The following is a 24,265-nucleotide window of genomic DNA, read 5'->3' as shown; positions in this document are numbered from 1 at the left end:
GCTCGTGAGCCAGATCGTCGGACCACAGCAGCACTCCGACGCCGTGCGCCGGCTGACCGCCTCGTACGACGCGCTTCCCGACGGTGCGCCGGTGCGGCTGGCGAAGCGCACGACGAACCTCTTCCGACCCCGCGACGTCGTGACCACCCCCGGCCTGGACGTGTCCGGCCTGACCGGTGTCGTCAGCATCGATGCGGACGCGCGCACGGCCGACGTGCAGGGCATGTGCACCTACGAGGACCTGGTCGCGGCCACCCTGCCGTACGGCCTGATCCCCTTCGTCGTGCCGCAGCTGCGCACGATCACGCTGGGTGGTGCCGTGACCGGTCTCGGGATCGAGGCGACGTCGTTCCGCAACGGCCTGCCGCACGAGTCGGTTCTCGAGATGGACGTGTTCACCGGAGCCGGCGAGGTCGTCACCTGCAGCCCAGAGCGCAACGCCGACCTGTTCCACGCGTTCCCGAACTCCTACGGCTCGCTCGGGTACGCGACCCGGATCCGGATCGCGCTCGAAGCCGTCCCCGCGAACGTCCGGCTGCGGCACGTGCGCGTGGACGACCCGACCACCGCCGCGGAGCTGATCGCGCGGATCGTCGAGGAGCGGTCGTACGACGGGGTGCGGGTCGACGCCATCGACGGGACGGCCTTCCACCCCGGCGAGATCGACCTGACGCTCGCCGAGTTCACCGACGACGACCTCGACGTCAGCGACTACACCGGCCAGGACGTGTACTACCGGTCGGTCCGGACCCGCAGCACCGACGCGCTGACCATGGAGGACTACCTCTGGCGCTGGGACACCGACTGGTTCTGGTGCAGCCGGGCGTTCGGCGCGCAGCATCCGCTGGCCCGGCGGCTGTGGCCGAAGCGCTACCGGCGCAGCGACGTCTACCAGCGCATGGTCGGCCTCGACACGAGGTTCGCGATCGCCGCGAAGCTCGACCGGATCAAGCGCAACGGCGTCGAGCAGCGCGAGCGGGTGATCCAGGACATCGAGGTGCCGGTCGACCGGCTCGCGGAGTTCCTCACCTGGTTCGACGACGCGGTCGGGATGCGGCCGGTGTGGCTCTGCCCGCTGCGGCTGCGCGAGCCCGACGGGCCGGGCAGCGCGACCCGGTGGCCGCTGTACCCGCTGGAGCCGGGACTGACCTACGTGAACGTCGGGTTCTGGGGCACGGTCGAGGTCCGGGGCGGATCGCCGGCCGGACTGGTCAACCGCCGCGTGGAGGAGAAGGTCCACGCGCTCGGCGGCCACAAGTCGCTGTACTCGGAGGCGTTCTACTCCCCGGAGACGTTCGCCGAGCTCTACAACATGCCGTACCTCGCCGAGGTGAAGGCTACGTACGACCCCAAGGACCGGCTGACCGGTCTGTACGAGAAGGCGGTGAGACGTCGATGAGCATCTCCAGCAAACCCACCCGACCGACGATGAGCCTCGGTGAGGCGATCGAGGCCATGCTCCCCGGTGAGCTGGCGTTCCGGTTCGAGGCCTACGACGGGAGCACGGCGGGTCCGGCCGACGCCGCGATCACGGTCCGGCTGCTCAACGAGCGCGGGCTCTCGTACGTCATGTCCGCGCCGGGCGACCTCGGGATGGCCCGGGCCTACGTGACGGGCGACCTCGAGATCGACGGCGTCCACCCGGGCGACCCGTACGACGCGCTGGTCCTGCTGATGGACAAGACCCGGCTGCGTGCGCCGAGCGCGGCCGAGACCCTCAGGATCGTGCGTGCGCTCGGCATGAACCACCTGCTGCCGCCGCCGACCCCGCCCCAGGAGCACCTCCCGCGCTGGCGCCGGCTGCTCGAGGGCCTGCGCCACTCCAAGACCCGGGACGCCGAGGCGATCCACCACCACTACGACGTCTCGAACCGCTTCTACGAGCTGGTGCTCGGCCCGTCGATGACCTACACGTGCGCGGTGTTCCCGAAGGTCGACTCGACGCTGGAGGAGGCGCAGGCCGAGAAGTACGACCTGGTCTGCCGCAAGCTCGACCTCCAGCCGGGCCAGCGGCTCCTCGACATCGGGTGCGGCTGGGGCGGCATGGTCCGCCACGCTGCCAAGAACTACGGCGTCGAGGTGATCGGCGCGACGCTCTCGGAGCAGCAGGCGCTCTGGGCGCAGGCGGCGATCGAGCGCGAAGGTCTCGCGGGTCGGGCGCAGGTCCGGTTCTCCGACTACCGAGACGTGCCCGAGACCGGCTTCGACGCGATCAGCTCGATCGGCCTCACCGAGCACATCGGCGTGCACAACTACCCGGCCTACTTCGCCTTCATCCGTGACCACCTGAAGGAGGGCGGCCGGATGCTGAACCACTGCATCACCCGCCCCGACAACCGGTCGCGGGCGAACGCGGGCGCGTTCATCGACCGGTACGTGTTCCCCGACGGGGAGCTGACCGGGTCCGGCAAGATCATCACCGAGGTCCAGAACGCCGGTCTCGAGGTGCACCACGAGGAGAACCTCCGCATGCACTACGCGATGACGCTGCGCGACTGGTGCCGCAACCTGGCGGAGAACTGGGACGAGGCCGTCGCCGAGGTCGGCGTCGGCACGGCGAAGGTGTGGGGCCTCTACATGGCCGGGTCCCGGCTCGGGTTCGAGCGCAACAAGATCCAGCTGCACCACGTGCTCGCCACCAAGACCGCCGACGACGGCACGGTCGACTTCCCGCTGCGTCCGACCTGGGGCAGCTGAGCCGTTCGTCGAGGCGGAGCGGAGCGACCCTGCCCGTTCGTCGAGGCGGAGCGGAGCGACCTTGCCCGTTCGTCGAGGCGGAGCGGAGCGACGATCGAGACGCACTCTGAGGGGTCTCGATCACTCGCTCCGCTCGCGCCTCGACCAGCGGGGTTCTCCGCTCGCGCCTCGACCAGCGGGGTGCTCCGCTCGCGCCTCGCCGTCGGAAGCGGCGTCACTGCTCCGCGGCTGCCCCGACCTCGCGACGATCCGGGCGGCGGAGCGGGCCGAGCCTGCGGTCGAGCACGATCAGGGCCGCCGGCAGCAGGAACAGCCGGACCACCGTCGCGTCGAGCAGGATCGCGACCGACAGGCCGACCCCCATCTGCTTCATCTCGAGCATCGACAGGGTCGCGAACACGGCGAACACCGAGATCATCACCGCCGCCGCGCTCGTGACCACGCTCGCCGTCTGGCGCACCCCGTACTCCACCGCGAGCCGGGTCGACATCCCACGCCGAAGACCCTCGCGGACGCGGCTCATCACGAACACGTGGTAGTCCATCGACAACCCGACCAGGACGACGAAGCAGAACAGCGGCACCCAGTCGACGAGGAAGCCCGCTGAGGTGAAGTCGAGCAGCGACTCCGCCCAGGTGTTCTGGAAGACCAGCACCATCACGCCGAACGCAGCACCGACCGACAGGAGGTTGAGCGCGGTCGTCACCAGGGCGACCGTGACGCTGCGGAAGACCGCGACCATCACGAGCATCGTGAGCCCGAGCACGAACGCGACGACGAGCGGGAGGGTCCAGCGCTGGTCGGCGTGGTGGTCCACCGCTCGGGCGTCGTTCCCGCCGACCGCCCAGGTCGTCCCGAGCCCGTCCAGGGCACCGGGGACGAGGTCGTCACGCAGGTCGGTGACGGCTCGTTCGTTGCGGGAGTCGCCGTCGGCCTCCGGCGCCGTCAGCTCGAGCAGCACCGTGCGGCCGTCGTCGCCGACCACGACCTCGCCGGTCGCGGACGCGGTGCCGGCGTCGACGGCCTCGCGGCCGAGCATCTCCAGCGCACCCCGTACGTCGTCGGTCTGGCCGGCGTCAGCGGTCCGAGCGACGACGTCGATCGACGACCGCTCGGTCGGGAGATAGCGCTGCACCTGCTGGTACGCCGCGACCTCCGGCACGTCGTCGGGCAGCGTCTCGATCGTGCCCTCGTGCAGCTTCATCCCGAGCGCCGGCGCGGCGAGCACCGCCATCACGACGACCGAGGCTGCGAGCGAGACCCGCGGGTGGCGCAGCACAGGACCGATCAGGCGCCTGCTGATGCCCCCCGTGCCGATCCGGCGGTTCATCCGCCACAGGCCCGGGACCCGTGGCCGGTCCACCCAGCGGCCCAGCTTCGCGAGCAGCGCCGGCAGCACCGTCACGGAGCCGAGCATCGCGACCGCGACCACCAGCATCGCCCCGACGGCGAGGCCGACGAAGACGGTGTCGCGGGTCAGCATCAACCCGGACATCGCGACGATGACGGCGACGCCGGCGACGACGATCGCGCGTCCCGACGTTGCGGCGGCGATCTCGATCGCGTCCACCGTGGAAGCGCCCTTGCGCCGCTCCTCGCGTTCGCGCTTCAGGTAGAACAGCGAGTAGTCGACGCCGACCGCCATCCCGATCATCAGGATGACGCTCGCGACGGTCCCCGAGTCCGGCACGAGGAACGACACCAGCGCGTACAGCCCCATCGCGGTGAGGACGCACGAGAACGCGAGCGCGACCGGGATGGCCGCTGCGATCAGGGCGCCGAAGGCGATCACCATGAGCGCGAAGGTGATCGGGAGGCTGCGGGCCTCACCTGCGGCCAGATCGTCGCCGACCCGCTCGTCGATCGCGGACCCGATCGAGGTGCCGCCGGTCTGGACCACGTCGAGGTCGGGGTGCGCGTCGGCGACGTCGGCGGTCACGTCCTGCAGGTCGGCGGCGGTCGTCTCCTGGTCCTCCAGGTCCGCGTCGGTGAGCGAGATGCCGACCAGCATCGCCGTGCCGTCGTCGGACCAGACCGGTTCGGCCACACCGGCGACCCCGTCGACGGCCGAAGCGGCCGGCTGCAGGTCGGCGGCGACCTGGTCGGCGGCCGTACGGTCGAGCGTGCCACCGCCGGGTGCGGTGACCAGCACCAGCTCGGACGGGGTTCCGGTGAGGCCGGCCTCGTCGATCATCGCCTCGGCTCGCCCGGACTCCCCGATCCTGTTGTCCTCGTCGCCCATCGACTGCGTCGGCACGCTCGCCATCACGGCCATCGCCGCCGCGACGAACGCGACCCACAGAGCGAGGGCACGCCACGGATGGGTCGCGCTCCACCGGGCGACCCGGACGACGGGCGAGCGCTGCGCGGTCGTCGGCGGACGGGTGGGCGGGGGTGTGGTGGTCGTGGTCATGGCTCCTCCAGGGATCGTGTGTTCCGTGGTATCGAGCCAATCGACCGGCGTGCGCGTGCACACGGGGGTGACGCCCCCGATCGTGGTAGTGCTGGCCCCACTGTTCGTGGCATCGACGTCGCGCAGAGTGGGATCATGACCACGACCGCCCGAGGAGCCCCGATGAGCGCGCCGCCGCCCCCGACCCCCGCGCCGGTGGCGACGCTGCCGCCCCGGCGGACGTCGCGGTTCCGGCTGACCGGTCTGGTCTTCGTCTACGTCGCGCTCGGTCTGCCGACGATGGTCGTGGCGATCCTGGTGACCGTCGCGATCCCGCTCGCCGCGATCGGGATCGGCTTCGGTTTCCTCGTGGTGCTCGTCCCGGTGCTCCGACGGCTCGCGGGTGCGCACCGTTGGATCGCGGGCGCGGTCCTCCGTACGCCCGTGCCCGACCCGTACCGCGTCCGGACCGAGCGTGGCGCCGCGGCGATGGTCCGCAGCTGGGCCAACGATCCCGCCCGTTGGCGCGACCTGGCCTGGGCGTACGTCGCGACGACCCTGTCGTTCCTGGTGTCGCTGGTCCCGTTGGTGCTGCTGCTCGGCGTCGTGTGGTTCCTGGTGTTCCCGTTCGTGTACGCGGTGACGCCCGACGGCGTCTTCGACCTGGACGCGGGCGTGGTGCAGATCGACAGCGCAGGCAGTGCGATGCAGGCCTGGATCCCCGCGGGTCTGCTGATGATCGTGTGGTGGTTCACGACGCCACCGGTCGCGCGGCTGCGGGCACGGATGGACGTCGCGCTGCTGGCTCCGACCCGTGGCGAGCTCGAGCGGCGTCTCGCGCACGTCGAGGCGTCGCGCGCGGAGACGATCGACCACTCCGCAGCCGAGATCCGCAGGATCGAGCGTGACCTGCACGACGGTGCCCAGGCCCGCCTCGCGTCGCTCGGCATGAGTCTCGGGCTCGCCGAGCAGGTCTTCGACACCGACCCCGAGTCGGCCCGCCGCTTGATCGCGGAGGCACGCGACACCACGACGGCTGCGCTGGACGACCTGCGCGGCGTGGTCCGCGGGATCCACCCGCCCGTGCTCGCCGACCGCGGACTCGGCGGTGCGGTCGAGGCGCTCGCGCTCGACCTCGCGGTGCCGGTCGACGTCCGCCCCGCCCTTCCCGGCCGCCTGCCGGCTCCGGTGGAGTCGGCCCTGTACTTCGGCGTCGCCGAAGCGCTCGCGAACGTCGTCCGGCACGCGCACGCCAGCAGCGCTTCCGTCGACCTGACCTACGACGCCGGCCGCGTGCGGGCGGTGGTCGCGGACAACGGCGTCGGGGGAGCCGATGCCGCACGCGGCACGGGCCTCGCGGGCGTGGCGCGGCGGATGGACTCGTTCGACGGCACGATGATGGTCGAGAGCCCCGCCGGGGGACCGACCGTCGTGACGCTGGAGCTGCCGTGCGCGTTGTCATCGCCGAGGACCTCGCCCTCCTGAGAGACGGGCTGACCCGCCTGCTGGAGGCGAACGGGCTCGAGGTCGTCGCCGCGGTCGACAACGCCCCGTCGCTGGCGAAGGCGCTCGGTGAGCTCTCGGTCGACGTCGCCGTGGTCGATGTGCGGATGCCGCCGACGTTCACCGACGAGGGGCTGCGGGTCGCGATCGACGCGAGGGAGGCTCGACCGGGTCTGCCGGTGCTGGTGCTGTCGCAGTACGTCGAGCAGCTGTACGCGCGCGAGCTGCTGGCGAGCGGCGACGGTGCGGTGGGCTATCTGCTCAAGGACCGGGTCGCGGACGTGGAGCGGTTCGTCGACGCCGTACGGCAGGTCGCGGCCGGTGGCACCGTGCTCGATCCCGAGGTCGTGGCGCGGCTGATGTCGCGGGCACAGCCCGGCGGGCCGGTCGATCGACTGACCGAGCGGGAGCGCGAGGTGCTGGCGCTGATGGCCGAGGGCCGCTCGAACACCGCGATCGCCGCCCGGTTGTTCGTGACCGAGAAGGCCGTCGCGAAGCACACCGCGAACATCTTCGCGAAGCTCGATCTGCCCGTCTCCGGCGACGACAACCGGCGGGTGCTCGCCGTGCTCGCCTACCTCCAGTCCTGATGCGGGTCGCGTGGATCGAGACGCCCCCGTTCGTCGAGGCGGAGCGGAGCGAGGATCGAGACGCCTCCCGTTCGTCGAGGCGGAGCGGAGCGAGGATCGAGACGCCTCCCGTTCGTCGAGGTGGAGCGGAGCGAGGATCGAGACGCCTCCCGTTCGTCGAGGCGGAGCGGAGCGAGGATCGAGACGCCTCCCGTTCGTCGAGGCCGAGCGGAGCGAGGATCGAGACGCCCTGTCGTGGCACACTGGGTCATGGCCCGTACGACCCGTTCAGCATGGTTCGTCCCGTTCCGGATGCCTGAGGCGGAGCAGATCGAGGCGTGGTTCGAGGAGCGTGCGGCCGAGGGATGGGCGCCGGGCGAGCTGCGGGCGACGAGCGCGATCAGGTTCGCGCTGCACCGCGACGAGAGCGCAGCGCGCTACCGCTACGTCGTCGACCAGCGGCCGTTCCCTGACGCAGAGGGCGACATCGCGATCGAGGCAGCCGGGTGGGAGGAGATCGGGCAGCTCGGTGGACGCGACGTGTGGCGCAGGCCGTACGAAGGGGAGCGCCCGGGTTCGTTCTCGACCGAGTCTCTGGTGGAGCGCCGCTGGCACCTGTCGCGGGCTTTCGCGATGGCGTCGGGGTTGGCCTTCGTCGTGGCGATCGCTGTCTTCGCCGTCGGGACGACGGCCGCCGGCGAGGACCAGTCGGTGGTGGTCATGACGGCGGCGATCGCCGTCCTCGTCGGGGTCGTGTGCGCGGCCGTCGCCGCCGGCATCACACGCCGTACGGCACGCCAGGTCGCCCTGGATGACTCGCGACCACGCCCTGGATGACTCGCGACCACGCCCTGGGTGACTCGCGACCACGCCCTGGGTGACTCGTCAGGTGAGGGTGACGACGACCGGGGCGTGGTCGGAGGCGCCCTTGCCCTTGCGCTCCTCACGGTCGATCGTCGCGTCGCTCACCCGGTCGGCGAGCGCCGGTGACCCGAGGGCGAAGTCGATCCGCATCCCCTGCCGCTTCGGGAAGCGCAGGCGCTGGTAGTCCCAGTACGTGTAGACGCCCGGGCCCGGGGCGTACGGGCGGACGAGGTCGGCGTAGCCCGCGTCGACGACGGCGTCGAACGCCTCCCGCTCGAGCTTCGAGACGTGGGTGTGTCCCTCGAAGGCCGCCATGTCCCAGACGTCCTCGTCGCGGGGTGCGACGTTCCAGTCGCCCATGAGGACGACCTGGGCCTGCGGGTCGTCCGCGAGCCAGCCGGCGGCGTCGTCGCGCAGGACGCGCAGCCAGTCCAGCTTGTACGTGTAGTGCGGATCCTCGAGCGTGCGGCCGTTCGGGACGTACAGCGACCAGACGCGCACACCACCGCAGACCGCCGAAATCGCACGGGCCTCCGCGATCGCCGGATCGCCCCAGGTCGGCATCCCCTCGAACCCGACCCGGATGTCACCGAGCCCGACGCGCGACGCGATCGCGACGCCGTTCCACTGCGACAGGCCGTGGTGCGCGACCTCGTACCCCAGTGCGCTGAGCGGGAGCTCGGGGAACTGGTCGTCGCGGCACTTCGTCTCCTGGATCGCGAGCACGTCGACGTCGCTGCGCTCCAGCCAGGCGGCGACGCGGTCGATGCGCGACCGGATGGAGTTCACGTTCCAGGTGGCGATCCGCATGGACCCGACCGTACCCGGCGGCTCCGACAGGCTCGGATGCCGTCCGGCCCGTCCCTCAGCCGGTGCGTGGTGTACGCGCGCCGCCGTCCAGGTTGCCGATCTTCTGCTCCGGGAGAATAGAATCTCCGGCATAGACCCGATCAGACGAGAGGATTTGCGTTGGACGAGCACAACGGCGCGATGATGACGGCGCGGACGCTCAAAGTGCTCATCGTGGACGAGCGTCCGACGGCTGCGACCGCGCACGAGGAGATGCTCCGCCGGGTCGTGCAGGAGCTCGAGCGGATCGACGTGCGGACGGAGTTCGCGCCGAACCCGGACGACGCCGTGCTCCGCGTCGCCTCGGACGCCTCGCTCTGCGCCGTGATCGCGGACGCCGGCGGTGACTCGACCGACCGTGACGCGCACGTCGACGCGGGCGGGATCGCCGAGTTCCTCACCGGCGTCCGCGCCCGCAACAGCGACCTGCCGGTCTTCGTGATGACCGGCACGCGCGGAGCCGATGCGCTCGACACCTCCGTGCTGCGCGAGGTCGACCAGCTGATCTACCTCCTCGACGACACCCCCGCCTGGATCGCGGGCCGGATCCGCAACGCCGCCAAGCGCTACCGGGCCGACGTGCTGCCGCCGATGTTCTCGGCGCTCGTCGCCTTCTCGCGCAAGCACGAGTACTCCTGGCACACCCCGGGCCACGAGGGCGGCGCCGCGTTCCTGCGCTCACCGGCAGGGCGGGCGTTCTTCGAGTTCTACGGCGAGCAGACGTTCCGCTCGGACCTATCGGTCTCGGTCCACGAGCTCGGATCGCTGCTCGACCACTCGGGTCCGATCGGCGAGGCCGAGCGCCGCGCCGCGACGATCTTCGGAGCCGACCAGACGTACTTCGTCACCAACGGCACGTCCACCTCGAACCGCGTCGTCCACCAGGCGTCGGTCGTCGCCGGCGACGTCATGGTGCTCGACCGCAACGCGCACAAGTCCGTGGAGCAGGCCGCCACGCTCACGCACGGCGTCCCGGTCTACCTGACCACGACCCGCAACCACCTCGGCATCATCGGTCCCGTCCCGCCGAGCGAGCTGACCCGTGAGGCGGTCGAGGCCAAGCGGGCCGCCTCCCCGCTCGTGGAGGGCGACGACGGGGAGGCCGTGATCGCGATGATCACGAACTCGACGTACGACGGGCTGCTCTACCACGTCCCGACGGTGGAGCGGACGCTCGGCAGCCACGTCGGCCGGCTGCACTTCGACGAGGCCTGGTACGGGTACGCGGCGTTCCACCCGATCTACGCGGAGCGGTTCGCGATGCACACCGGTGACCGCGAGGCCGACGCGCCGACGACGTTCGCCACCCAGTCGACGCACAAGCTGCTGGCCGCGCTGTCGCAGGCGTCGTACCTGCACGTCCGGCAGGGCCGCGACCCCGTGGACCCGGACCTGTTCAACGAGGCGTTCATGATGCATGCCTCGACCTCACCGCTCTACTCGATCATCGCCAGCAACGACGTGTCGGCCGCGATGATGTCCGGGCGGGGCGGGCCGCTGCTCACGGGCATCTCGATCGCCGAGGCGGTGGCGTTCCGCCGGACCCTCGCGCGCGTGGCCGCGGAGACCGCCGCCGACGACTGGGCCCTGCTGCCGTGGCAGCCGGAGACCGTGACGCAGCCCGACGGGACGACGGTGCGGTTCGAGGACGCCGACGAGGACTGGCTCTGCTCCTCGCCCGATCCGTGGCAGCTGCGCGCCGGCGAGCCCTGGCACGGCTTCGAGCTGCCCGACGGCTACGCCATGCTCGATCCGATCAAGGTCACCGTCGTGACACCGGGCGTCCGTGCGGACGGCGCGATCGAGGAGTTCGGTGTGCCGGCGCCGATCCTCGCCGCGTACCTCGAGCAGCAGGCGTCGATCGTCGTCGAGAAGACCCAGTCCTACTCGATCCTGCTCCTCTTCTCGATCGGCGTGACCCGCGGCAAGTGGGGTTCGCTCGTGACGACCCTGATGTCGTTCAAGCGCGACCTCGATGCGAACCGCCCGTTGGACCAGGCGCTGCCGGCGACGTTCGCCGAGGATCCGCGCCGGTACGCCGGGATGGGTCTGCGGGACCTCGCCGAGCAGCAGCACGAGGTGATCGGTCGTACGGGTCTGCTCGCCCTGCAGCGCGAGGCGTTCGCCGCGTACCCGCAGCCGGCGATGACGCCCGCCGCGGCGTACGCCCGGGTGGTGCGGCGCGCGGTCGACGTGGTCGCGCTCGACGACGCAGCGCACCGTACGCTCGCGGTCGGCGTCGTGCCGTACCCGCCCGGGATCCCGCTCGCGATGCCCGGAGAGACCACGGGTGAGACCGACGGTCCGGCGCTGGGCTACCTGCGGGCGATGGAGGCGTTCGACGCGCGCTTCCCCGGGTTCGAGCACGAGACGCACGGCGTCGAGGTGGTCGACGGGCGCTACCGGCTGCGCTGCGTCCGCGAGGACTGAGGAAGGCGGGCGTCGAGCACCGCCAGCGCGTGCTCGGCCCAGGCGACGTTCTCGCGCTCGAAGGCGTGGCCGCGCAGCAGGGTGAGGTACGGGCCGACGCGGTCGGTGGCCGCGAGGTACTCCGCCTCGGTGCGCCCGGACAGCATCCGCTCGCGCCGCCGCTCGTACCGTGCGAGCTTGTCGCGGGCCGCTTCGAGGCGGCCGCTGATCGCGTCGCGGACGGCCCCGGCATCGCCGTCGTCGACCGCGTAGACCTTCACCATCAGCTCGTCGCGGACCACCGTGGGGCGGGACGCGGTCGCCGTGTGCTCGCGCAGCGCGGCATGGCCGGCCTCGGTCAGGGAGAACATCCGCTTGTTCGGGCGGCGCTCCTGCTCGACGAGCCGCGCCTGGATGAGTCCGTCGTCCGCCATCCGCTCGAGCTCGCGGTAGATCTGCTGCGGGCTGGCGAGCCAGAAGTTGGCGACGCCGGCGGAGAACGACTTCGCGAGGTCGTACCCGGACGACTCCCCGTCGAGCAGGGCCGCCAGGACGGCGTCGCGGAGAGCCATGCCGTCAGTGTAGTCTAGGAATCACCTATTCAATTCGTTGACTATGAGGAGGAGCCATGGAGGCATTCCGAGCGGCAGCCGAGGCGCACGACGGCGACGCGATGGAGGCGCTGCTGGCCGACGACGTCGTCTTCACGAGCCCGGTGGCCTTCACTCCCTACCCCGGCAAGGCGATCACCGCGGCGATCCTGCGCGGCGTCATGCGCGTCTTCGAGGACTTCCGCTACACGCGCACGATCAGCAGCGCGGACGGGCGCGACCACGCGCTGGTCTTCGAGACCACCGTCGACGGCAAGCAGATCGAGGGCTGCGACTTCGTCCACGTCGACGACGACGGCCTCGTCGACGCGCTGACGGTCATGGTCCGGCCGATGTCGGGAGCGCAGGCCCTCGCCGGGGCGATGGCGGCGCAGTTCGACCGGATCCAGGCGGAGGCGGCCGCGGCGTCCTCGGCGGGCTGACCGCCGGCCCGTCAGCCGAGCGCGATTGCGCCGGCGAGGGCCAGCGTGCCGACGAGCAGGGTCGACGCCGTCGCCACGACGGCGGCGCGCCCGCCCGAGCGGACGAGTGACGGCAGGTGCACCGCTGTCCCCATCCCGAACAGTGCCGCCGCGAGCGCCACGTCCTGCACGTGCGCGATCGGGGCGAGCGCGGCGTCCGGGACCAGGCCGAGGCTCCGCAGCGCCACGCAGGCGAGGAAGCCGACGACGAAGAGCGGGGCCACCGGGGGGAGCGACGCCCGGTCGGACGACGTGGCGGCCCGCCGGACCCGGAGCCGCTGCACCACGCTCACGCCGGCGACGACCGGGGCGAGCAGCAGCACACGCGTCAGCTTGACTACGACGGCGACGCCGACCGCGGTCGCGCCTGCTGCGCCGGCCGCACCGACGACCTGCCCGACCTCCTGGACGCCGGCCCCGGCCCAGACGCCGAGCTGGGCGTCGGACAGCCCGAGCGGGCCCTGGAGCATCGGCAGCGCCACCATCATCACGCTTCCGAAGAGCGTCACCATCGCCACCGCCACCGCCACGTCGTCCTCGTCGGCGTCGGCGTTCTCGCGCATCGCCGCGATCGCCGACGCACCGCAGATGGCGAAGCCCGTGCCGATCAGCAGCGCCTGCGGCCCGGGCAGTCCGAGGCGGCGACCGAGCCAGGTCGTCACGACGAGCGTGGTCGACAGCGTGATGACGACGAGCAGGATCAGCGGGAGTCCGAGCGCCACGATCGAGCCGACCGACAGCGACAGCCCGAGCAGCACGATCCCGGCGCGCAGCAGCCGTCGCGTGGCCGCGTCGACGGTGGGGCGGGCCGAGTCCGGGATCGCGCGCGCGTTCGCCGCGACCACACCGAACAGGATCGCCCACGTCAGCAGCCCGACCGCGTCGACGAGCCGGTGCGCGAGCATCGCTGCCGCGACCCCGACGGCGAGCACGGTGAGCCCGGTCCAGCGTCCGCCCCGGTCGCGCCCGGGCCCCCCGGAGGTACGGGCGCGCGCGGCGGCCTCCGTACGGGCGGGAGCGTGGCCCGGCGCGGCGGCGGGCGGGCTGAGGGCGGGGACGGTCACGACGTCCAGCCTCCCTCCGGCTCCACCCCCGCAGTAGGGGTCGATTGGGCATCGGGTCATACGCTGGCTGCATGACTGAGGCGTGGCCCGACCTGGAGGACCTGGCGCTGCTGGTGGGCGTGGCCGAGGCCGGGAGCATCGGGCGGGCCGCCGAGCTGCGCGGGATGACCCAGCCGAGCGTCAGCCGACGGATGGCGGCCCTCGAGCGGCGACTCGGCGTCGCGCTGCTGGTCCGCACCCCGCGAGGGACGACGCTGACCGCGGGCGGACGGACGGTCGTCGAGTGGGCCGACCGGCTGCTCGGCGCCGCGGACGACTTCCGCGCATCCGTCCGCGGGCTGCGCGCCGGGCGTACGGCCGCGGTCCGCGCCGCGGTCAGCATGACGATCGCGGAGTGCTACGCGTCGGCCTGGCTGGCCCGGCTCTACGAGCGGGAGCCGGACCTGTTCGTGTCTCTGGAGGTCCACAACTCCGCGGACGTGGGCGCGATCGTGGCCGCGGGGGACGCGGACATCGGGTTCGTCGAGTCACCGACCGTGCGCAGCGACCTGCGCAAGCGCCGCGTGGGGATCGACCGGCTCGCGGTCGCCGTCGCGCCCGGCCACCGGTGGTCCGGCACGGACGCGTCGGTGCGACCCGGGGATCTCGCCGACGGCGGCGTGCTCGTGCGTGAGCAGGGGTCCGGCACACGCGACACGCTCGAAGCCGCGTTGGCCGCCGTCGGAGAGGACCTCCGCCCGGGGCTCGTGCTCGGCTCGAACACCGCGCTCGCCTCGTCGGCCGCGACCGGGATCGGCCCGGTCGTGCTGTCGGAGCGGGCGCTCGCTGCGGACCTGGAGTCCGGCCGGCTGATCGAGGTCCGGGTCGACGGGATGGACCTGACGCGCCCCCTGACCGCGGTGTGGCGCGACGGCGAGGCGCTCACCCCTGGAGCGGAGGCCCTGCTGTCCGCGGTCGCCGGGTGACTCACCCGTCGCGGCGGCTGCTCCCGCCCGGCCGGGGCATCCGCTCGTCCACCAGCAGGTTCTCCTCCTCGGGGTCACCCGCCCGGTAGGTCGCGCGCCCCAGCATGTGGGACGACACCGGGACCGTGAGCAGCTGGAAGAGCGCGACCAGGAGGACCAGCCCGACGTCGCGCCAGTCGTCCAGGCGCAGCGCGATCCCGGCCAGGACGAGCAGCAGGCCGAGGGTCTGCGGCTTGGTCGCCGCGTGCATCCGGCTGAAGAGGTTCGAGAACCGCAGCACGCCGATCGCGGCGACCAGCGACAGCGCCGCACCGAGCAGCAGGCAGACGACGGCGATCGCATCGGTCACCTCACCGAGGCTCATCCGAGGCCCCTTCCGCAGTCTCGCCGGACTCCTCCGCCATCTCGTCGTCGTCGGCGACGGCGAAGCGGGCGATGCTCACCGACCCGACCACGCCGACCAGCGACAGCACGACGAGGATGGGCAGCGTGTCGGTGTGCCGGTTGTACGCGGCCTCCAGCCCGAGTGCGCAGACCAGCACCGCGACCAGGGTGTCGACGGCGATCGCGCGGTTCGCCATGGTCGGCCCGATCGCTGTGCGGACCACGCACAGCAGAGCGGCGATCGCGAGCATCACGCCGGCGACCCAGACCGCGACCAGGGTCACGCTCATCGGCTCTCACCCCCGTCGTCGGGCGGGTGCTGCGCGTCGGGCGGCGGGCTCACGCCGGGCACCGTCACGTCGAGCGCCGCGATCTCCTCCGCCGTCCCGAACGCCCGCACGACCCGTGCCTCCTGCGCCAGGATGCTCTGCCGTCCCCGCTCGACGGCGTCCTCGTCGTCGACCCCGAGCAGGTGCACCTGCAGCGTCCAGGTGCGCCGCGACGCCTCGATCAGGAGACTACCGGGCACGAGCGAGACCAGCTCGGCCGTCAGCATCAGGTGCAGCTCGTTGCGGGTCCGCAGACCGACGACGACGACGGCGTTGCGCGGCTGGTGCCCGAACCGCAGCGCCTGGGCCGCCACCTGGACGCTCGAGACGGTCAGCTCAGCGAGGAACACCGCCGCGAGCCGGACCAGGGCGAGCGGGCGGGGCACCCCGCCGTAGGCGATCGGCGGTTGGGGGAAGACCCGGATCACCGCGAACGCGATCAGCAGGCCGGCGAGGACGTTCGCGACCGACAGGTCCCCCCAGAGCAGCACCCAGACTGCCGTCAGCCACGTGATCGCCGGCCACTGGAGGGCCGAGCGTGCTCGCTCACGGCGTTCGGGTCGTCCGTCGGTGACGCTCACGGCACCCCCGATCCGTCGTCGAGGACCGCGGTGACATAGGGCTCGCGGTGCCGCAGCTGCTCGGCCGCACGGTCGGTGACGGCCAGCAACGGCCCCGCGACGAGGGTGATGGCGGTCCCGGCGACGACGAGCGCGACGGTCGGCGCGACCATCGCGAGCGGGAGCCGCCGTACCGCGGTGCCGACCTCCTCCGGGCGGTCGGCGTCGAGCGCGGCCGCCGGCACACGCTGCCCCCAGGGCGCGCCCGACTTGGTGCCCGAGGTCATCGCCGCCTCCGGAGGGACCTCCGCCCGGGGCTTCCAGAACGCGCGGTTCCACGTCTTCGCGATCGCGTAGAGCGTCAGGAGGCTCGTCGCCAGGCCGCCCGCGACCAGGACGTACGTGAGCCAGCCTGCCTGGTCGACGCCCGCCTGCATCAGCGCCACCTTGCCGAGGAAGCCGGAGAACGGGGGGATCCCGGCGAGGTTCATCGCGGGCAGGAAGAACAGGATCGCCAGGAACGGCGCTGCCCGGGCCAGCCCGCCGAGGTGCTCCAGGGACGTCGACGCGCCGCGGATCTCGATCAGGCCGGTCACGAGGAAGAGGGTCGTCTGGATCGTGATGTGGTGGACGATGTAGAAGATCGCACCGGACAGGCCGGCCTCGGTCGCGAGCGCGACGCCGAAGACCAGGAAGCCGATGTGGCTGATCAACGTGAAGGACAGCATCCGCTTGATGTCGGACTGCGCGACGGCGCCGAGGATCCCGATCAGCATCGTCGCGAGCGCAGCCCACATCAGCAGGGACGACAGCGGGCTGTCGGGGAACAGCAGCGTCTGCGTCCGCATGATCGCGTACACGCCGACCTTGGTCAGCAAGCCGGCGAACACGGCGGTCACGGGTGCGGGGGCGGTCGGGTACGAGTCGGGCAGCCAGGTCGACAGCGGGAAGACCGCCGCCTTCACCGCGAACGCGACCAGCAGCAGGGTCTGGAGCACGAGCCGCACGCCGGGCGGGACCTCCTGGAGCTTGACCGCGAGGTCGGCCAGGTTGACGGTGCCGGTCGCGGCGTACGTCGCGGCGATCGCGACCAGGAACAGCACCGACGACAGCACGGCCACCACGACGTACGTGGTGCCGGACCGGATCCGCGGGCCCGTGCCGCCGAGCGTGATCAGGACGTACGAGGCGGCGAGCAGCACCTCGAACCCGACGTACAGGTTGAACAGGTCGCCCGACAGGAACGCGTTCGAGACGCCGGCGACGAGCACGAGGTAGGTCGGGTAGAAGACCGACAGCGGGGTGTCGCGCCCGAACTCGATGATCCCCTGCCCGACCGAGTACGCCAGCACGCACAGCGTGACGATCGCCGACACGAGCAGCAGGAGCGCCGACAGCCGGTCGGCGACGAGCACGATCCCCATCCGTGACGGCCAGCCGCCGACGTTCACGACCTGCGGGCCGTGCCGGTCGGCGGCGACGACGAGGATCCCCGCGATCACGACGACGGTCGACAGCGCCGCGAAGCTGATGACGCGCTGCGCGCGGGCGTGGTGGCCGAGCACGAGGCACAGCCCCGCGGCGAGCAGCGGGAGCAGCACCGGCAGCGGGATGAGGTACGAGGTGGCGGAGTCGACGGTCATCGCTCGTCCTCCTCGGTCGGTGCCGGGGAGCCGGCGGACGGCTCCTGCGTACGCGGGGGCGCGGCGGGCGCGGGTGCGTCCGCGCCTTCCTCGTCGGGCTCGCCCTCGACCCCCGACTCGTAGGACTGGGAGGCCTCGTCGAGCTCGGCGAGGCGGCGGATCAGGCGGTCCTCGATGTCGTCCTGGACCTCGTCGTCGCCTTCGACCTGCCAGGCACGGTAGGCCAGCGCGAGCAGGAACGCCGCGACCCCGAGCGTGATCACGATCGCGGTCAGCACGAGGGCCTGCGGCAGCGGGTCGCTCATCGGCGACGGGTCGGACTCGTCGACGATCGGTGCGCGTCCGGGTGCGCCGGACGCGACGACGAAGATCAGGTTGACGGCGTTGCCGACGAGCAGCGTGCCGATCACGATCCGGGTGAGGGTGCGTTCGAGCATCAGGGTGACCCCGCACGCGAACGTGATGCCGATGACGACGATGAGGACGAGGTTGACGGTCACGGGACCTCGCCTCCGACCAGCTCGGACGGATCGGCGTCCTCGCCGCGCTCGCGGGCGGCGTCGATCCCGCCGCCGAGGCTGCGCAGCAGGTCCAGGACCATCCCGACGACCACCAGGTAGACGCCCACGTCGAAGAACAGCGACGTGACGAGGTGGACGTGGCCGAGCAGGGGGACGTCCACGTCGACGATCGCGCTCTGCAGGACCTGACCGCCGAACGCGAGCGGCGCCAGCGCCGTCAGCGCGGCCGTGACGAGGCCGATCCCGAGCAGCTGGCCGGCGTCGATCGGGGCGGCGTCGTCGAGCTCGTAGCGGCCGCCAGCGAGGTAGCGCACGGTGAGGGCCAGGCCGGCCATGAGCCCGCCGGCGAACCCGCCGCCGGGCCCGTTGTGGCCGGCGAACAGCAACCACAGCGAGAAGACGATGATCGTGTGGAACAGCAGCCGGGTGACGATCTCGAAGACGATCGACCGCTCCGCGCGGGTCTGCGTGCGTCCGGCGCGCAGCCAGCGGCCGGAGCCGGCGTCCGCGTCGGCCAGGGACGTCCGAGGACTCTGGGCGCCGCCGCGGCCGGTGATGAGGAAGATCAGGGAGGCCACCCCGGTGGCGGCGACGACCAGGACCGAGATCTCGCCCATGGTGTCCCAGGCCCGGATGTCGACCAGGGTGACGTTCACGATGTTGTGCCCGCCGCCGTACTCGACCGCGGCGTCGGCGAACTCCGCGGAGACGGACTCGCCGGTCCGGGCGCCGGCCGCGATCAGCGCGACGAGCGACGCGAGCACGCCGCAGGCCGCGCCGATCGCGACCCTCACCCAGCGCGCACGGGTCAGGGGCCGGTCGGAGAAGTACGGTGCCATCCGTCGGATCACCAGGACGAACACGACGACCGTCACGGTCTCCACCAGGACCTGGGTCAGGGCGAGGTCCGGGGCGCCGTGCAGCAGGAAGAGCAGCGCGGTGCAGTAGCCGGACACGCCGGCGAGCAGCACGGCCTTCAGCCGCCGACGCGACCGTACGGCGAGGACCGCCGCGAGCGCCATCACGGCGGCGGTCGCGGCCTGTGCGGCGGAGTCGGCGCCGCGGACGTCGACGGCCCAGTCCGGGTTCGTCGCGACGGCCGTGCCGGGCACGAGCAGCGTCACGATCAGGACCGTGCCGAGGGTGAAGGGGAGCGAGCCGCGCTGCGTGAGCCCGGTGACCTCGACCGCGAGCCGGTCGGTGCCGCGCATCGTGGCGCCGTACGCGCGCTCGGCCGACGGCATCCAGGAGGGTGCGGCGAGCGCGGCCGAGCGGCGCTGCATCCAGGCGAACAGGCCGATGCCGCCCACGACGGCGACGACCGACAGCCACAGCGGCGGTCCGAGCCCGTGCCACAGCGCGAGCTCAGCATGGTGCTCACCCGGGGGGAACAGGTGGTCGTAGCCGGCGAACGCGTCGGTGAGCGCACTGCCGGTGAAGCCGAGGGCGAGCGACAGGACCGCCAGGATCGCCGGCGAGGCGACGAAGCCCACCGCGGCCGGCTCGGGCCGTACGGGGTCGACGCCTGGCTTGTCGGCGAAGATCCCCCAGACCAGTCGCAGCGAGTACGCCATCGTCAGCAGCGAGCCGACGACCAGGCCGGCGAGCACGACGCTGCCGAAGGCGGGCCCGATCTGGGTCCCGTCCCCGGTGCGGACGACGTCGACGAACGCCCCGTACACCGACTCCTTGGCGACGAAGCCGAGCATCGGGGGCAGCCCGGCCATCGACGCGGCGGCGAGCACGGTGAAGCCGAACAGCCAGGGCATCTGGCGGCGCAGACCGGACAGGCGCCGCAGGTCGCGGGTCCCGGCGCTGTGGTCGACGATCCCGACGACCAGGAACAGCGCCGCCTTGAACAAGGCGTGCGCGACGACCATCGCGAGACCGGCCAGGGCCGCCGCGCGGGTCCCGAGCCCGACGACCGCGACCAGGAAGCCGAGCTGGGAGACCGTGCCGTAGGCCAGGAGCAGCTTCACGTCGTGCTGGGCGAGCGCACGCAGGCCGCCGACGATCATCGTGAGCGTGCCGAGCACGAGCAGCGTGGGGCGCCACAGCTCGAGATCCGTGAACGCCGGCGCGAGCATCGCCACGAGCAGCACGCCGGCCTTCACCATCGCGGCCGCGTGCAGGTAGGCGCTGACCGGCGTCGGTGCGGCCATGGCTCCCGGGAGCCAGAAGTGGAACGGGACGAGGGCCGACTTCGTCACCGCACCGACGAGCACGAGGGCGATCGCGACGGACACCAGCGTCGACGTGCCGGCCTGCTCCATCACGGTGTCGACCGCGTACGAGCCGGTGTGCTGCCCGACCAGGATGATCCCGCCGAGCATCGCCAGGCCGCCGAAGGTCGTGACGATCAGCGCGGTCATCGCGGCGCGGCGGTTCGCGGCGCGCTCGGGGTTGTGGCCGACGAGCAGGTAGGAGAAGACCGTCGTGGCTTCCCAGAACACGTAGAGCAGCAGCAGGTCCCGCGCCATCACCAGGCCGAGCATCGACCCCGCGAACGCCACGAACGTGCCGGCGAACCGGGCGACGTCGGCGTCGTCGGAACGGAAGTACCAGCGGCAGTAGGCGAGCACGAGCGCCCCGACGCCCGTGACCAGCAGCGCCATCGTCCAGGTGAGCGTGTCGAGGCGCAGCGCGACCGACAGTCCGAGGCTCGGCGCCCAGGCGTACGTCTCGGTGATCCGGCCCGCGTCGGCTCCGGTCAGGGCGCCGGCCTGGGTGAGGAGCCAGGCGAACGACGCGGCGGGTGCGAGGGCGAGCACGAGGAAGGCGCGCCGCCCGATCCACGCGACCAGGGCAGGCGCCAGCGCCGCAGCGACGAGGTGGACCAGCAGCAGCGCGAGCATCTGGCTGCAGTCTATGTGGCCCCGTCCGTCGAGGCCGAGCGCAGCGTGCCCTGCCGTTCGTCGAGGCCGAGCGCAGCGAGGATCGAGACGCCCACCCACTCACAGCCGACTCACAGGTTTCGCACAGCGACGGTCCAGTCGCTGTGCGCACACTGTGACCGTGCCTTCCGGATCCGCGCGCCTGCTCGTCGTCGACGACGATCCCAGCATCCTCGACCTGCTCGCCTCCAGCCTGCGCTTCGCCGGCTTCGAGGTGTCGACGGCCGCGGACGGCCGGGCGGCGCTGGCGGCCGTACGGGACCTGCCGGACCTGGACCTCGTGGTCCTCGACGTGATGATGCCGGAGCTCGACGGGTTCGAGGTCCTGAAGCGGATGCGGTCCGAGCACGTCGACGTGCCGGTCGTGTTCCTGACCGCCCGTGACGCGACGGCCGACCGCGTCGCCGGGCTGACCGCCGGCGGCGACGACTACCTCGTCAAGCCGTTCAGCCTCGACGAGCTGGTCGCGCGCGTCCAGGCGGTGCTCCGACGGACGCGGCGCGGCACGGGCGACGACTCCGCGATGCGGGTCGCCGATCTCGAGATGGACGTCGACAGCCATGAGGTCCGCCGTGCCGGCGAGGTCGTGGAGCTGTCGCCGACCGAGTTCAACCTGCTGCGCTACCTGATGATCAACACCGGCCGGGTGCTCAGCAAGCAGCAGATCCTCGACCACGTGTGGAAGTACGACTTCGGCGGGGACGGCAACGTCGTCGAGACCTACGTCTCGTACCTGCGACGCAAGATCGACACGACCGACCCGAAGCTGCTGCACACCGTGCGCGGCGTGGGGTACGTGCTGCGGGTGCCGCGATGACCTCGCCGCCGAGCGCCGTTGCCCCGGGACCGCCGCGTCGTTGGTGGGAGTGGCGATCGTGGCCGCTGCGCGTCCAGCTCGTGGTGGTGGTCGACCTGCTCGTGCTGCTGGCGCTGGTGATCAGCGCCTTCGCGACGAACGTCATCCTCGAGCGGTCCCTCACCCAGCGGGTCGACGACCGTCTGGCCGAGCAGGCGCGGGTCTTCGCGCTCCGCGGGACCCCCGGCGTCAACGGCCCGTCAGGTCCCGGCCCGCGACAGCTCCCGAGCGAGTTCTTCGTCCAGTGGTACGACGCGCAGGGGTACGCGGTGGCGCGACTGGCCGACCCCCAGCTCGACAGCGCCGACTATCCGGAGCTGCCCGACGAGATCACGCCGGCCGACGGCGGGCCGGGCGATCCGATGACGGTGGAGTCTGCCGACGGCACGACTCGTTGGCGTGTGGTCTACGCCGAGTCGGAGGACGGTACGGTCGCCGTCGCGCTCGACATCGACGACGTCGCGGCGACGATGACGCAGCTGCGTTGGATCGAGACATTGATCGCGCTGGTCGTGCTCGCCGCGCTGGCGGCGGTGAGCTGGGCCGTGGTCCGGGCAGCGTTGCGGCCGCTGTCCCGGGTCGAGCACACCGCCGAGGCGATCGCGGGCGGCGACCTGACGGCGCGGGTCCCCGACGACCTCGACCCGCGGACCGAGGTCGGGGCGCTGTCGGCGTCCCTGAACACGATGCTCGCGCGGATCGAGGACGCCGTGCGCACGCGCGAGGAGGCGGCGCGGGACGCGCGCGAGTCGGAGGACCGGATGCGCAGGTTCGTCGCCGACGCGTCGCACGAGCTGCGGACGCCGCTGACGTCGATCCGCGGCTTCGCCGAGCTGTACGGGCGCGGCGGCGCGGCCGACGAGGCGACCACCGACCGGTTCATGGCGCGGATCGAGCAGGAGGCGACGCGCATGGGCGTGCTGGTCGAGGACCTGCTGCTGCTCGCACGGCTGGACCAGCAGCGCCCGTTGCGGCGCGAGCTCGTCGACCTGCGGGAGATCGCCTGCGACGCAGCCGAGGACATCGCGGTCACGAACCCCGACCGGCCGGTCGCGGGTCCCGAGCGGGACGGCGTTCCCGTCCCTGTGATCGGTGACGAGGACCGGCTGCGGCAGGTCGTCGGCAACCTCGTCGGTAACGTGCTGGTGCACACGCCGGAGGGCACCGTCCTGAGGATCGAGGTCGAGCCACGTACGGATCGGGCGGTGCTCGTCGTCGCCGACGACGGGCCGGGCATGACCACCGAGCAGTCCGGTCGTGCGTTCGAGCGGTTCTACCGCGCCGACCCGTCACGCAACCGCGCGGACGGAGGCTCGGGCCTCGGGCTGGCGATCGTCTCCGCGCTGGTCGCGGGGCACGGCGGCGAGGTCGCGATCGACACCGCGCCCGGCGACGGCACCAGCGTGACGGTGACGCTCCCGCTGGTCGAACGACCTCCCGCCGGCTGAGCTTGCGCCGTCCTGAGCCTGTCGAAGGATCGAAACCCGCGCCGGACGGGTCAGGACACGCCGGCGCGGGACCGGCGGCGGCGCGGCCGTGCCGTACGGGCGCGGGCGGCGGTCCCGGTCGCGCGGCGGGCGAACGTTCCGACCTCGCGGGTCGCCTCCCGGGCCTCGGGCACGAGTCCGAGGGCGACCTGGAAGACGTGCACCTGCTTCTCCCAGATCTGGAGCTCGCACTCGACGTCGGAGCGTGACAGACGGATCGCCATCAGCTCGCCGTCGGTGTGGACCAGCTCGTCGGAGCCGACCTGGATCAGGGTGGTCGGGAGTCCCGTGAGGTCGGCGTCGACCAGGGACGCGGCGGCGGTCACCTCGTCGTCGAGCAGGCTGCGCTCGACGGCCTCGACCAGTGAGAGGAAGCTGCGCCAGGCGCCGTGGGTGAACATCGCGCACGACCCGCCGATGCCGCCGTCCAGCTTGCGGTCCGGGTCGAAGTCCGTCAGCGGTGACATGGCGATCAGCCCGGCCGGGAGCGGCAGACCGGCGTCCCGGATCGCGAGCGCGACCGCGAACGTGAGGTAGCCGCCCGCGGAGTCGCCGGCGACCACGATCCGCTCCGGCGCGTACCCGGCCTCGAGCAGCCAGCGGTAGCCGTCGAGGGCGTCCGCGACGGCGTGCCCGATCGGGCTCCTCGGCATCATCCGGTAGTCGACGTTGAGGATCGCCGACCCGCTGGTGGCGGAGATCCGGGCGGCGAGTCCGCGGTGGGTGTTGAGCCCCCCGACGAGGAACGCGCCGCCGTGCAGGTAGAGCATCGCGTGGTCGTCGGCCTGGTCGGCGACATCGGCGCGGATCAGCTCCGCACCGCACGACGGCAGGTCGACCTTCTCCACGGACGTACGGGCGGGTGCGGGGATCAGTCGGCACACCGAGTCGAGCAGGCCGGTCGGCCAGAGGACGGCCGGGGTCCGCGCCCAGGTCGCGAGCGCCGGCTTGACGGTGTAGCGCAGGGCGGTGGAGAGCACTGCGGCCCGCAGGCTGTGCCGGGGCTTCTCGACGACGTTGAGACGCCGGCCCGCGAGCGGGACGACGTCCGCGGCGGCGTGCTGCGCTGTGTCGGTCATGGCGTCTCCTTCCCGAGAAACACGCCGATTCACCTGCCGGACACGTACCTGTGTGCTGCACGTCACATCCGCGTGTAGTTGAGAGCGTACCTTGTCGGGCGTCCAACTTCCGGAAGACGGCACCAGAG

The 24,265-nt window shown here is 72.2% G+C and carries 21 protein-coding genes; 10 read left to right on the top strand and 11 right to left on the bottom strand.

Annotated elements, in window-relative coordinates; all coding sequences use genetic code 11:
- Positions 1–4: 4 nt before the first annotated feature.
- The gene (locus CLV56_RS07185; RefSeq protein ID WP_245857675.1) at positions 5–1,399 is read left to right on the top strand and encodes an FAD-binding oxidoreductase; all 1,395 of its coding nucleotides are present in this window, start codon (positions 5–7) and stop codon (positions 1,397–1,399) included.
- Entirely contained in the window at positions 1,396–2,697 is a 1,302-nt protein-coding gene (locus CLV56_RS07180) for a class I SAM-dependent methyltransferase (protein WP_039341676.1), read from the top strand. Before CLV56_RS07185 ends, CLV56_RS07180 begins: the two co-directional genes overlap by 4 nt.
- 214 nt (positions 2,698–2,911) lie before the next feature.
- Here CLV56_RS07180 and CLV56_RS07175 read toward each other — a convergent pair whose 3' ends face one another.
- Positions 2,912–5,110 carry an MMPL family transporter gene (locus CLV56_RS07175; protein WP_100414607.1) on the bottom strand — a complete coding sequence of 733 codons (2,199 nt, stop codon included), beginning with the start codon at positions 5,108–5,110 and terminating at the stop codon, positions 2,912–2,914.
- Positions 5,111–5,272: 162 nt separating this feature from the next.
- On the opposite strand from CLV56_RS07175, the gene CLV56_RS20550 reads away from it, so the two are divergent.
- The 3 genes from CLV56_RS20550 (at position 5,273) to CLV56_RS07160 (ending at position 7,998) form a co-directional block, all read left to right on the top strand.
- Positions 5,273–6,574, top strand: coding sequence for a sensor histidine kinase (locus CLV56_RS20550; protein WP_170224763.1), 1,302 nt, complete (start codon positions 5,273–5,275; stop codon positions 6,572–6,574).
- On the top strand, positions 6,538–7,182 hold the full coding sequence (locus CLV56_RS07165; RefSeq protein WP_039341673.1) for a LuxR C-terminal-related transcriptional regulator: 645 nt from the start codon (positions 6,538–6,540) through the stop codon (positions 7,180–7,182). The genes CLV56_RS20550 and CLV56_RS07165 overlap by 37 nt, the downstream gene beginning before the upstream one ends.
- Positions 7,183–7,416: 234 nt before the next feature.
- Entirely contained in the window at positions 7,417–7,998 is a 582-nt protein-coding gene (locus CLV56_RS07160; protein ID WP_157805098.1) for a DUF2812 domain-containing protein, read from the top strand.
- Between the two features lie 48 nt (positions 7,999–8,046).
- On the opposite strand, the gene CLV56_RS07155 is transcribed toward CLV56_RS07160, so the two are convergent.
- Positions 8,047–8,835 carry an exodeoxyribonuclease III gene (locus CLV56_RS07155; protein ID WP_039341669.1) on the bottom strand — a complete coding sequence of 263 codons (789 nt, stop codon included), beginning with the start codon at positions 8,833–8,835 and terminating at the stop codon, positions 8,047–8,049.
- 159 nt (positions 8,836–8,994) lie between these two features.
- Here CLV56_RS07155 and CLV56_RS07150 point away from each other — a divergent pair, with 159 nt between their 5' ends.
- A complete protein-coding gene (locus CLV56_RS07150; RefSeq protein WP_211288010.1) occupies positions 8,995–11,304 on the top strand; it encodes an Orn/Lys/Arg family decarboxylase in 2,310 nt (769 codons plus the stop codon).
- Here CLV56_RS07150 and CLV56_RS07145 read toward each other — a convergent pair.
- A complete protein-coding gene (locus CLV56_RS07145) occupies positions 11,274–11,855 on the bottom strand; it encodes a PadR family transcriptional regulator (protein WP_039341667.1) in 582 nt (193 codons plus the stop codon). The two genes, CLV56_RS07150 and CLV56_RS07145, sit on opposite strands and share 31 nt — an antisense overlap.
- Before the next feature lie 56 nt (positions 11,856–11,911).
- On the opposite strand from CLV56_RS07145, the gene CLV56_RS07140 reads away from it, so the two are divergent.
- Positions 11,912–12,316 (top strand): nuclear transport factor 2 family protein, encoded by a 405-nt coding sequence (locus CLV56_RS07140; protein WP_039341665.1) that lies wholly within the window; start codon positions 11,912–11,914, stop codon positions 12,314–12,316.
- Positions 12,317–12,327: 11 nt separating this feature from the next.
- Here CLV56_RS07140 and CLV56_RS07135 read toward each other — a convergent pair whose 3' ends face one another.
- Entirely contained in the window at positions 12,328–13,419 is a 1,092-nt protein-coding gene (locus tag CLV56_RS07135; protein WP_211288009.1) for a YeiH family protein, read from the bottom strand.
- 71 nt (positions 13,420–13,490) lie between these two features.
- On the opposite strand from CLV56_RS07135, the gene CLV56_RS07130 reads away from it, so the two are divergent.
- Positions 13,491–14,384, top strand: a complete 894-nt coding sequence (locus tag CLV56_RS07130; protein WP_039341663.1) for a LysR family transcriptional regulator — start codon at positions 13,491–13,493, stop codon at positions 14,382–14,384.
- Between the two features lies 1 nt (position 14,385).
- Here the strand turns inward: CLV56_RS07130 and mnhG are convergent, their stop codons facing one another.
- Genes mnhG through CLV56_RS07100 form a run of 6 tightly spaced genes read right to left on the bottom strand, consistent with a single transcriptional unit; the run spans position 14,386 to position 20,676 of the window.
- Positions 14,386–14,748, bottom strand: coding sequence for a monovalent cation/H(+) antiporter subunit G (gene mnhG, locus CLV56_RS07125; protein WP_039341661.1), 363 nt, complete (start codon positions 14,746–14,748; stop codon positions 14,386–14,388).
- Positions 14,735–15,058: an MrpF/PhaF family protein gene (locus CLV56_RS07120; protein WP_211288008.1), complete on the bottom strand. Its 324-nt coding sequence runs from the start codon at positions 15,056–15,058 to the stop codon at positions 14,735–14,737. The genes mnhG and CLV56_RS07120 overlap by 14 nt, the downstream gene beginning before the upstream one ends.
- Positions 15,055–15,678, bottom strand: a complete 624-nt coding sequence (locus CLV56_RS07115) for a Na+/H+ antiporter subunit E (protein ID WP_100414604.1) — start codon at positions 15,676–15,678, stop codon at positions 15,055–15,057. Before CLV56_RS07115 ends, CLV56_RS07120 begins: the two co-directional genes overlap by 4 nt.
- Positions 15,675–17,300 (bottom strand): Na+/H+ antiporter subunit D, encoded by a 1,626-nt coding sequence (locus CLV56_RS07110; protein WP_039341659.1) that lies wholly within the window; start codon positions 17,298–17,300, stop codon positions 15,675–15,677. Before CLV56_RS07110 ends, CLV56_RS07115 begins: the two co-directional genes overlap by 4 nt.
- Positions 17,297–17,800 (bottom strand): Na(+)/H(+) antiporter subunit C, encoded by a 504-nt coding sequence (locus CLV56_RS07105; RefSeq protein WP_039341655.1) that lies wholly within the window; start codon positions 17,798–17,800, stop codon positions 17,297–17,299. The genes CLV56_RS07110 and CLV56_RS07105 overlap by 4 nt, the downstream gene beginning before the upstream one ends.
- Complete coding sequence (locus CLV56_RS07100) at positions 17,797–20,676, bottom strand: Na+/H+ antiporter subunit A (protein WP_039341652.1); 2,880 nt, start codon at positions 20,674–20,676, stop codon at positions 17,797–17,799. The genes CLV56_RS07105 and CLV56_RS07100 overlap by 4 nt, the downstream gene beginning before the upstream one ends.
- 160 nt (positions 20,677–20,836) lie before the next feature.
- Between CLV56_RS07100 and CLV56_RS07095 the strand changes: the two genes are divergently transcribed.
- Together CLV56_RS07095 and CLV56_RS07090 are read left to right on the top strand one after the other, a co-directional pair.
- Positions 20,837–21,532, top strand: a complete 696-nt coding sequence (locus tag CLV56_RS07095) for a response regulator transcription factor (RefSeq protein WP_245857673.1) — start codon at positions 20,837–20,839, stop codon at positions 21,530–21,532.
- A complete protein-coding gene (locus CLV56_RS07090) occupies positions 21,529–23,019 on the top strand; it encodes a sensor histidine kinase (protein ID WP_100414602.1) in 1,491 nt (496 codons plus the stop codon). Before CLV56_RS07095 ends, CLV56_RS07090 begins: the two co-directional genes overlap by 4 nt.
- Before the next feature lie 50 nt (positions 23,020–23,069).
- Here CLV56_RS07090 and CLV56_RS07085 read toward each other — a convergent pair whose 3' ends face one another.
- On the bottom strand, positions 23,070–24,137 hold the full coding sequence (locus tag CLV56_RS07085) for an alpha/beta hydrolase (protein WP_100414601.1): 1,068 nt from the start codon (positions 24,135–24,137) through the stop codon (positions 23,070–23,072).
- Positions 24,138–24,265 lie beyond the last annotated feature (128 nt).

The organism is Mumia flava, from assembly GCF_002797495.1.
GTDB lineage: Bacteria > Actinomycetota > Actinomycetes > Propionibacteriales > Nocardioidaceae > Mumia > Mumia flava.
The sequence above is the reverse complement of the archived record's forward strand: the minus strand, read 5'-3'. Positions and strand labels throughout refer to the sequence as shown.

Bases quoted from the DNA above. Each gene is read 5' to 3' on its own strand.
- CLV56_RS07175 (WP_100414607.1), bottom strand. From the start codon at position 5,110: ATGACCACGACCACCACACCCCCGCCCACCCGTCCGCCGACGACCGCG.
- CLV56_RS20550 (WP_170224763.1), top strand. From the start codon at position 5,273: ATGAGCGCGCCGCCGCCCCCGACCCCCGCGCCGGTGGCGACGCTGCCG.
- CLV56_RS07110 (WP_039341659.1), bottom strand. From the start codon at position 17,300: ATGACCGTCGACTCCGCCACCTCGTACCTCATCCCGCTGCCGGTGCTG.
- CLV56_RS07155 (WP_039341669.1), bottom strand. From the start codon at position 8,835: ATGCGGATCGCCACCTGGAACGTGAACTCCATCCGGTCGCGCATCGAC.
- CLV56_RS07130 (WP_039341663.1), top strand. From the start codon at position 13,491: ATGACTGAGGCGTGGCCCGACCTGGAGGACCTGGCGCTGCTGGTGGGC.
- CLV56_RS07100 (WP_039341652.1), bottom strand. From the start codon at position 20,676: ATGCTCGCGCTGCTGCTGGTCCACCTCGTCGCTGCGGCGCTGGCGCCT.
- CLV56_RS07140 (WP_039341665.1), top strand. From the start codon at position 11,912: ATGGAGGCATTCCGAGCGGCAGCCGAGGCGCACGACGGCGACGCGATG.
- CLV56_RS07085 (WP_100414601.1), bottom strand. From the start codon at position 24,137: ATGACCGACACAGCGCAGCACGCCGCCGCGGACGTCGTCCCGCTCGCG.
- CLV56_RS07180 (WP_039341676.1), top strand. From the start codon at position 1,396: ATGAGCATCTCCAGCAAACCCACCCGACCGACGATGAGCCTCGGTGAG.
- CLV56_RS07120 (WP_211288008.1), bottom strand. From the start codon at position 15,058: ATGAGCGTGACCCTGGTCGCGGTCTGGGTCGCCGGCGTGATGCTCGCG.
- CLV56_RS07145 (WP_039341667.1), bottom strand. From the start codon at position 11,855: ATGGCTCTCCGCGACGCCGTCCTGGCGGCCCTGCTCGACGGGGAGTCG.
- CLV56_RS07090 (WP_100414602.1), top strand. From the start codon at position 21,529: ATGACCTCGCCGCCGAGCGCCGTTGCCCCGGGACCGCCGCGTCGTTGG.
- mnhG (WP_039341661.1), bottom strand. From the start codon at position 14,748: ATGAGCCTCGGTGAGGTGACCGATGCGATCGCCGTCGTCTGCCTGCTG.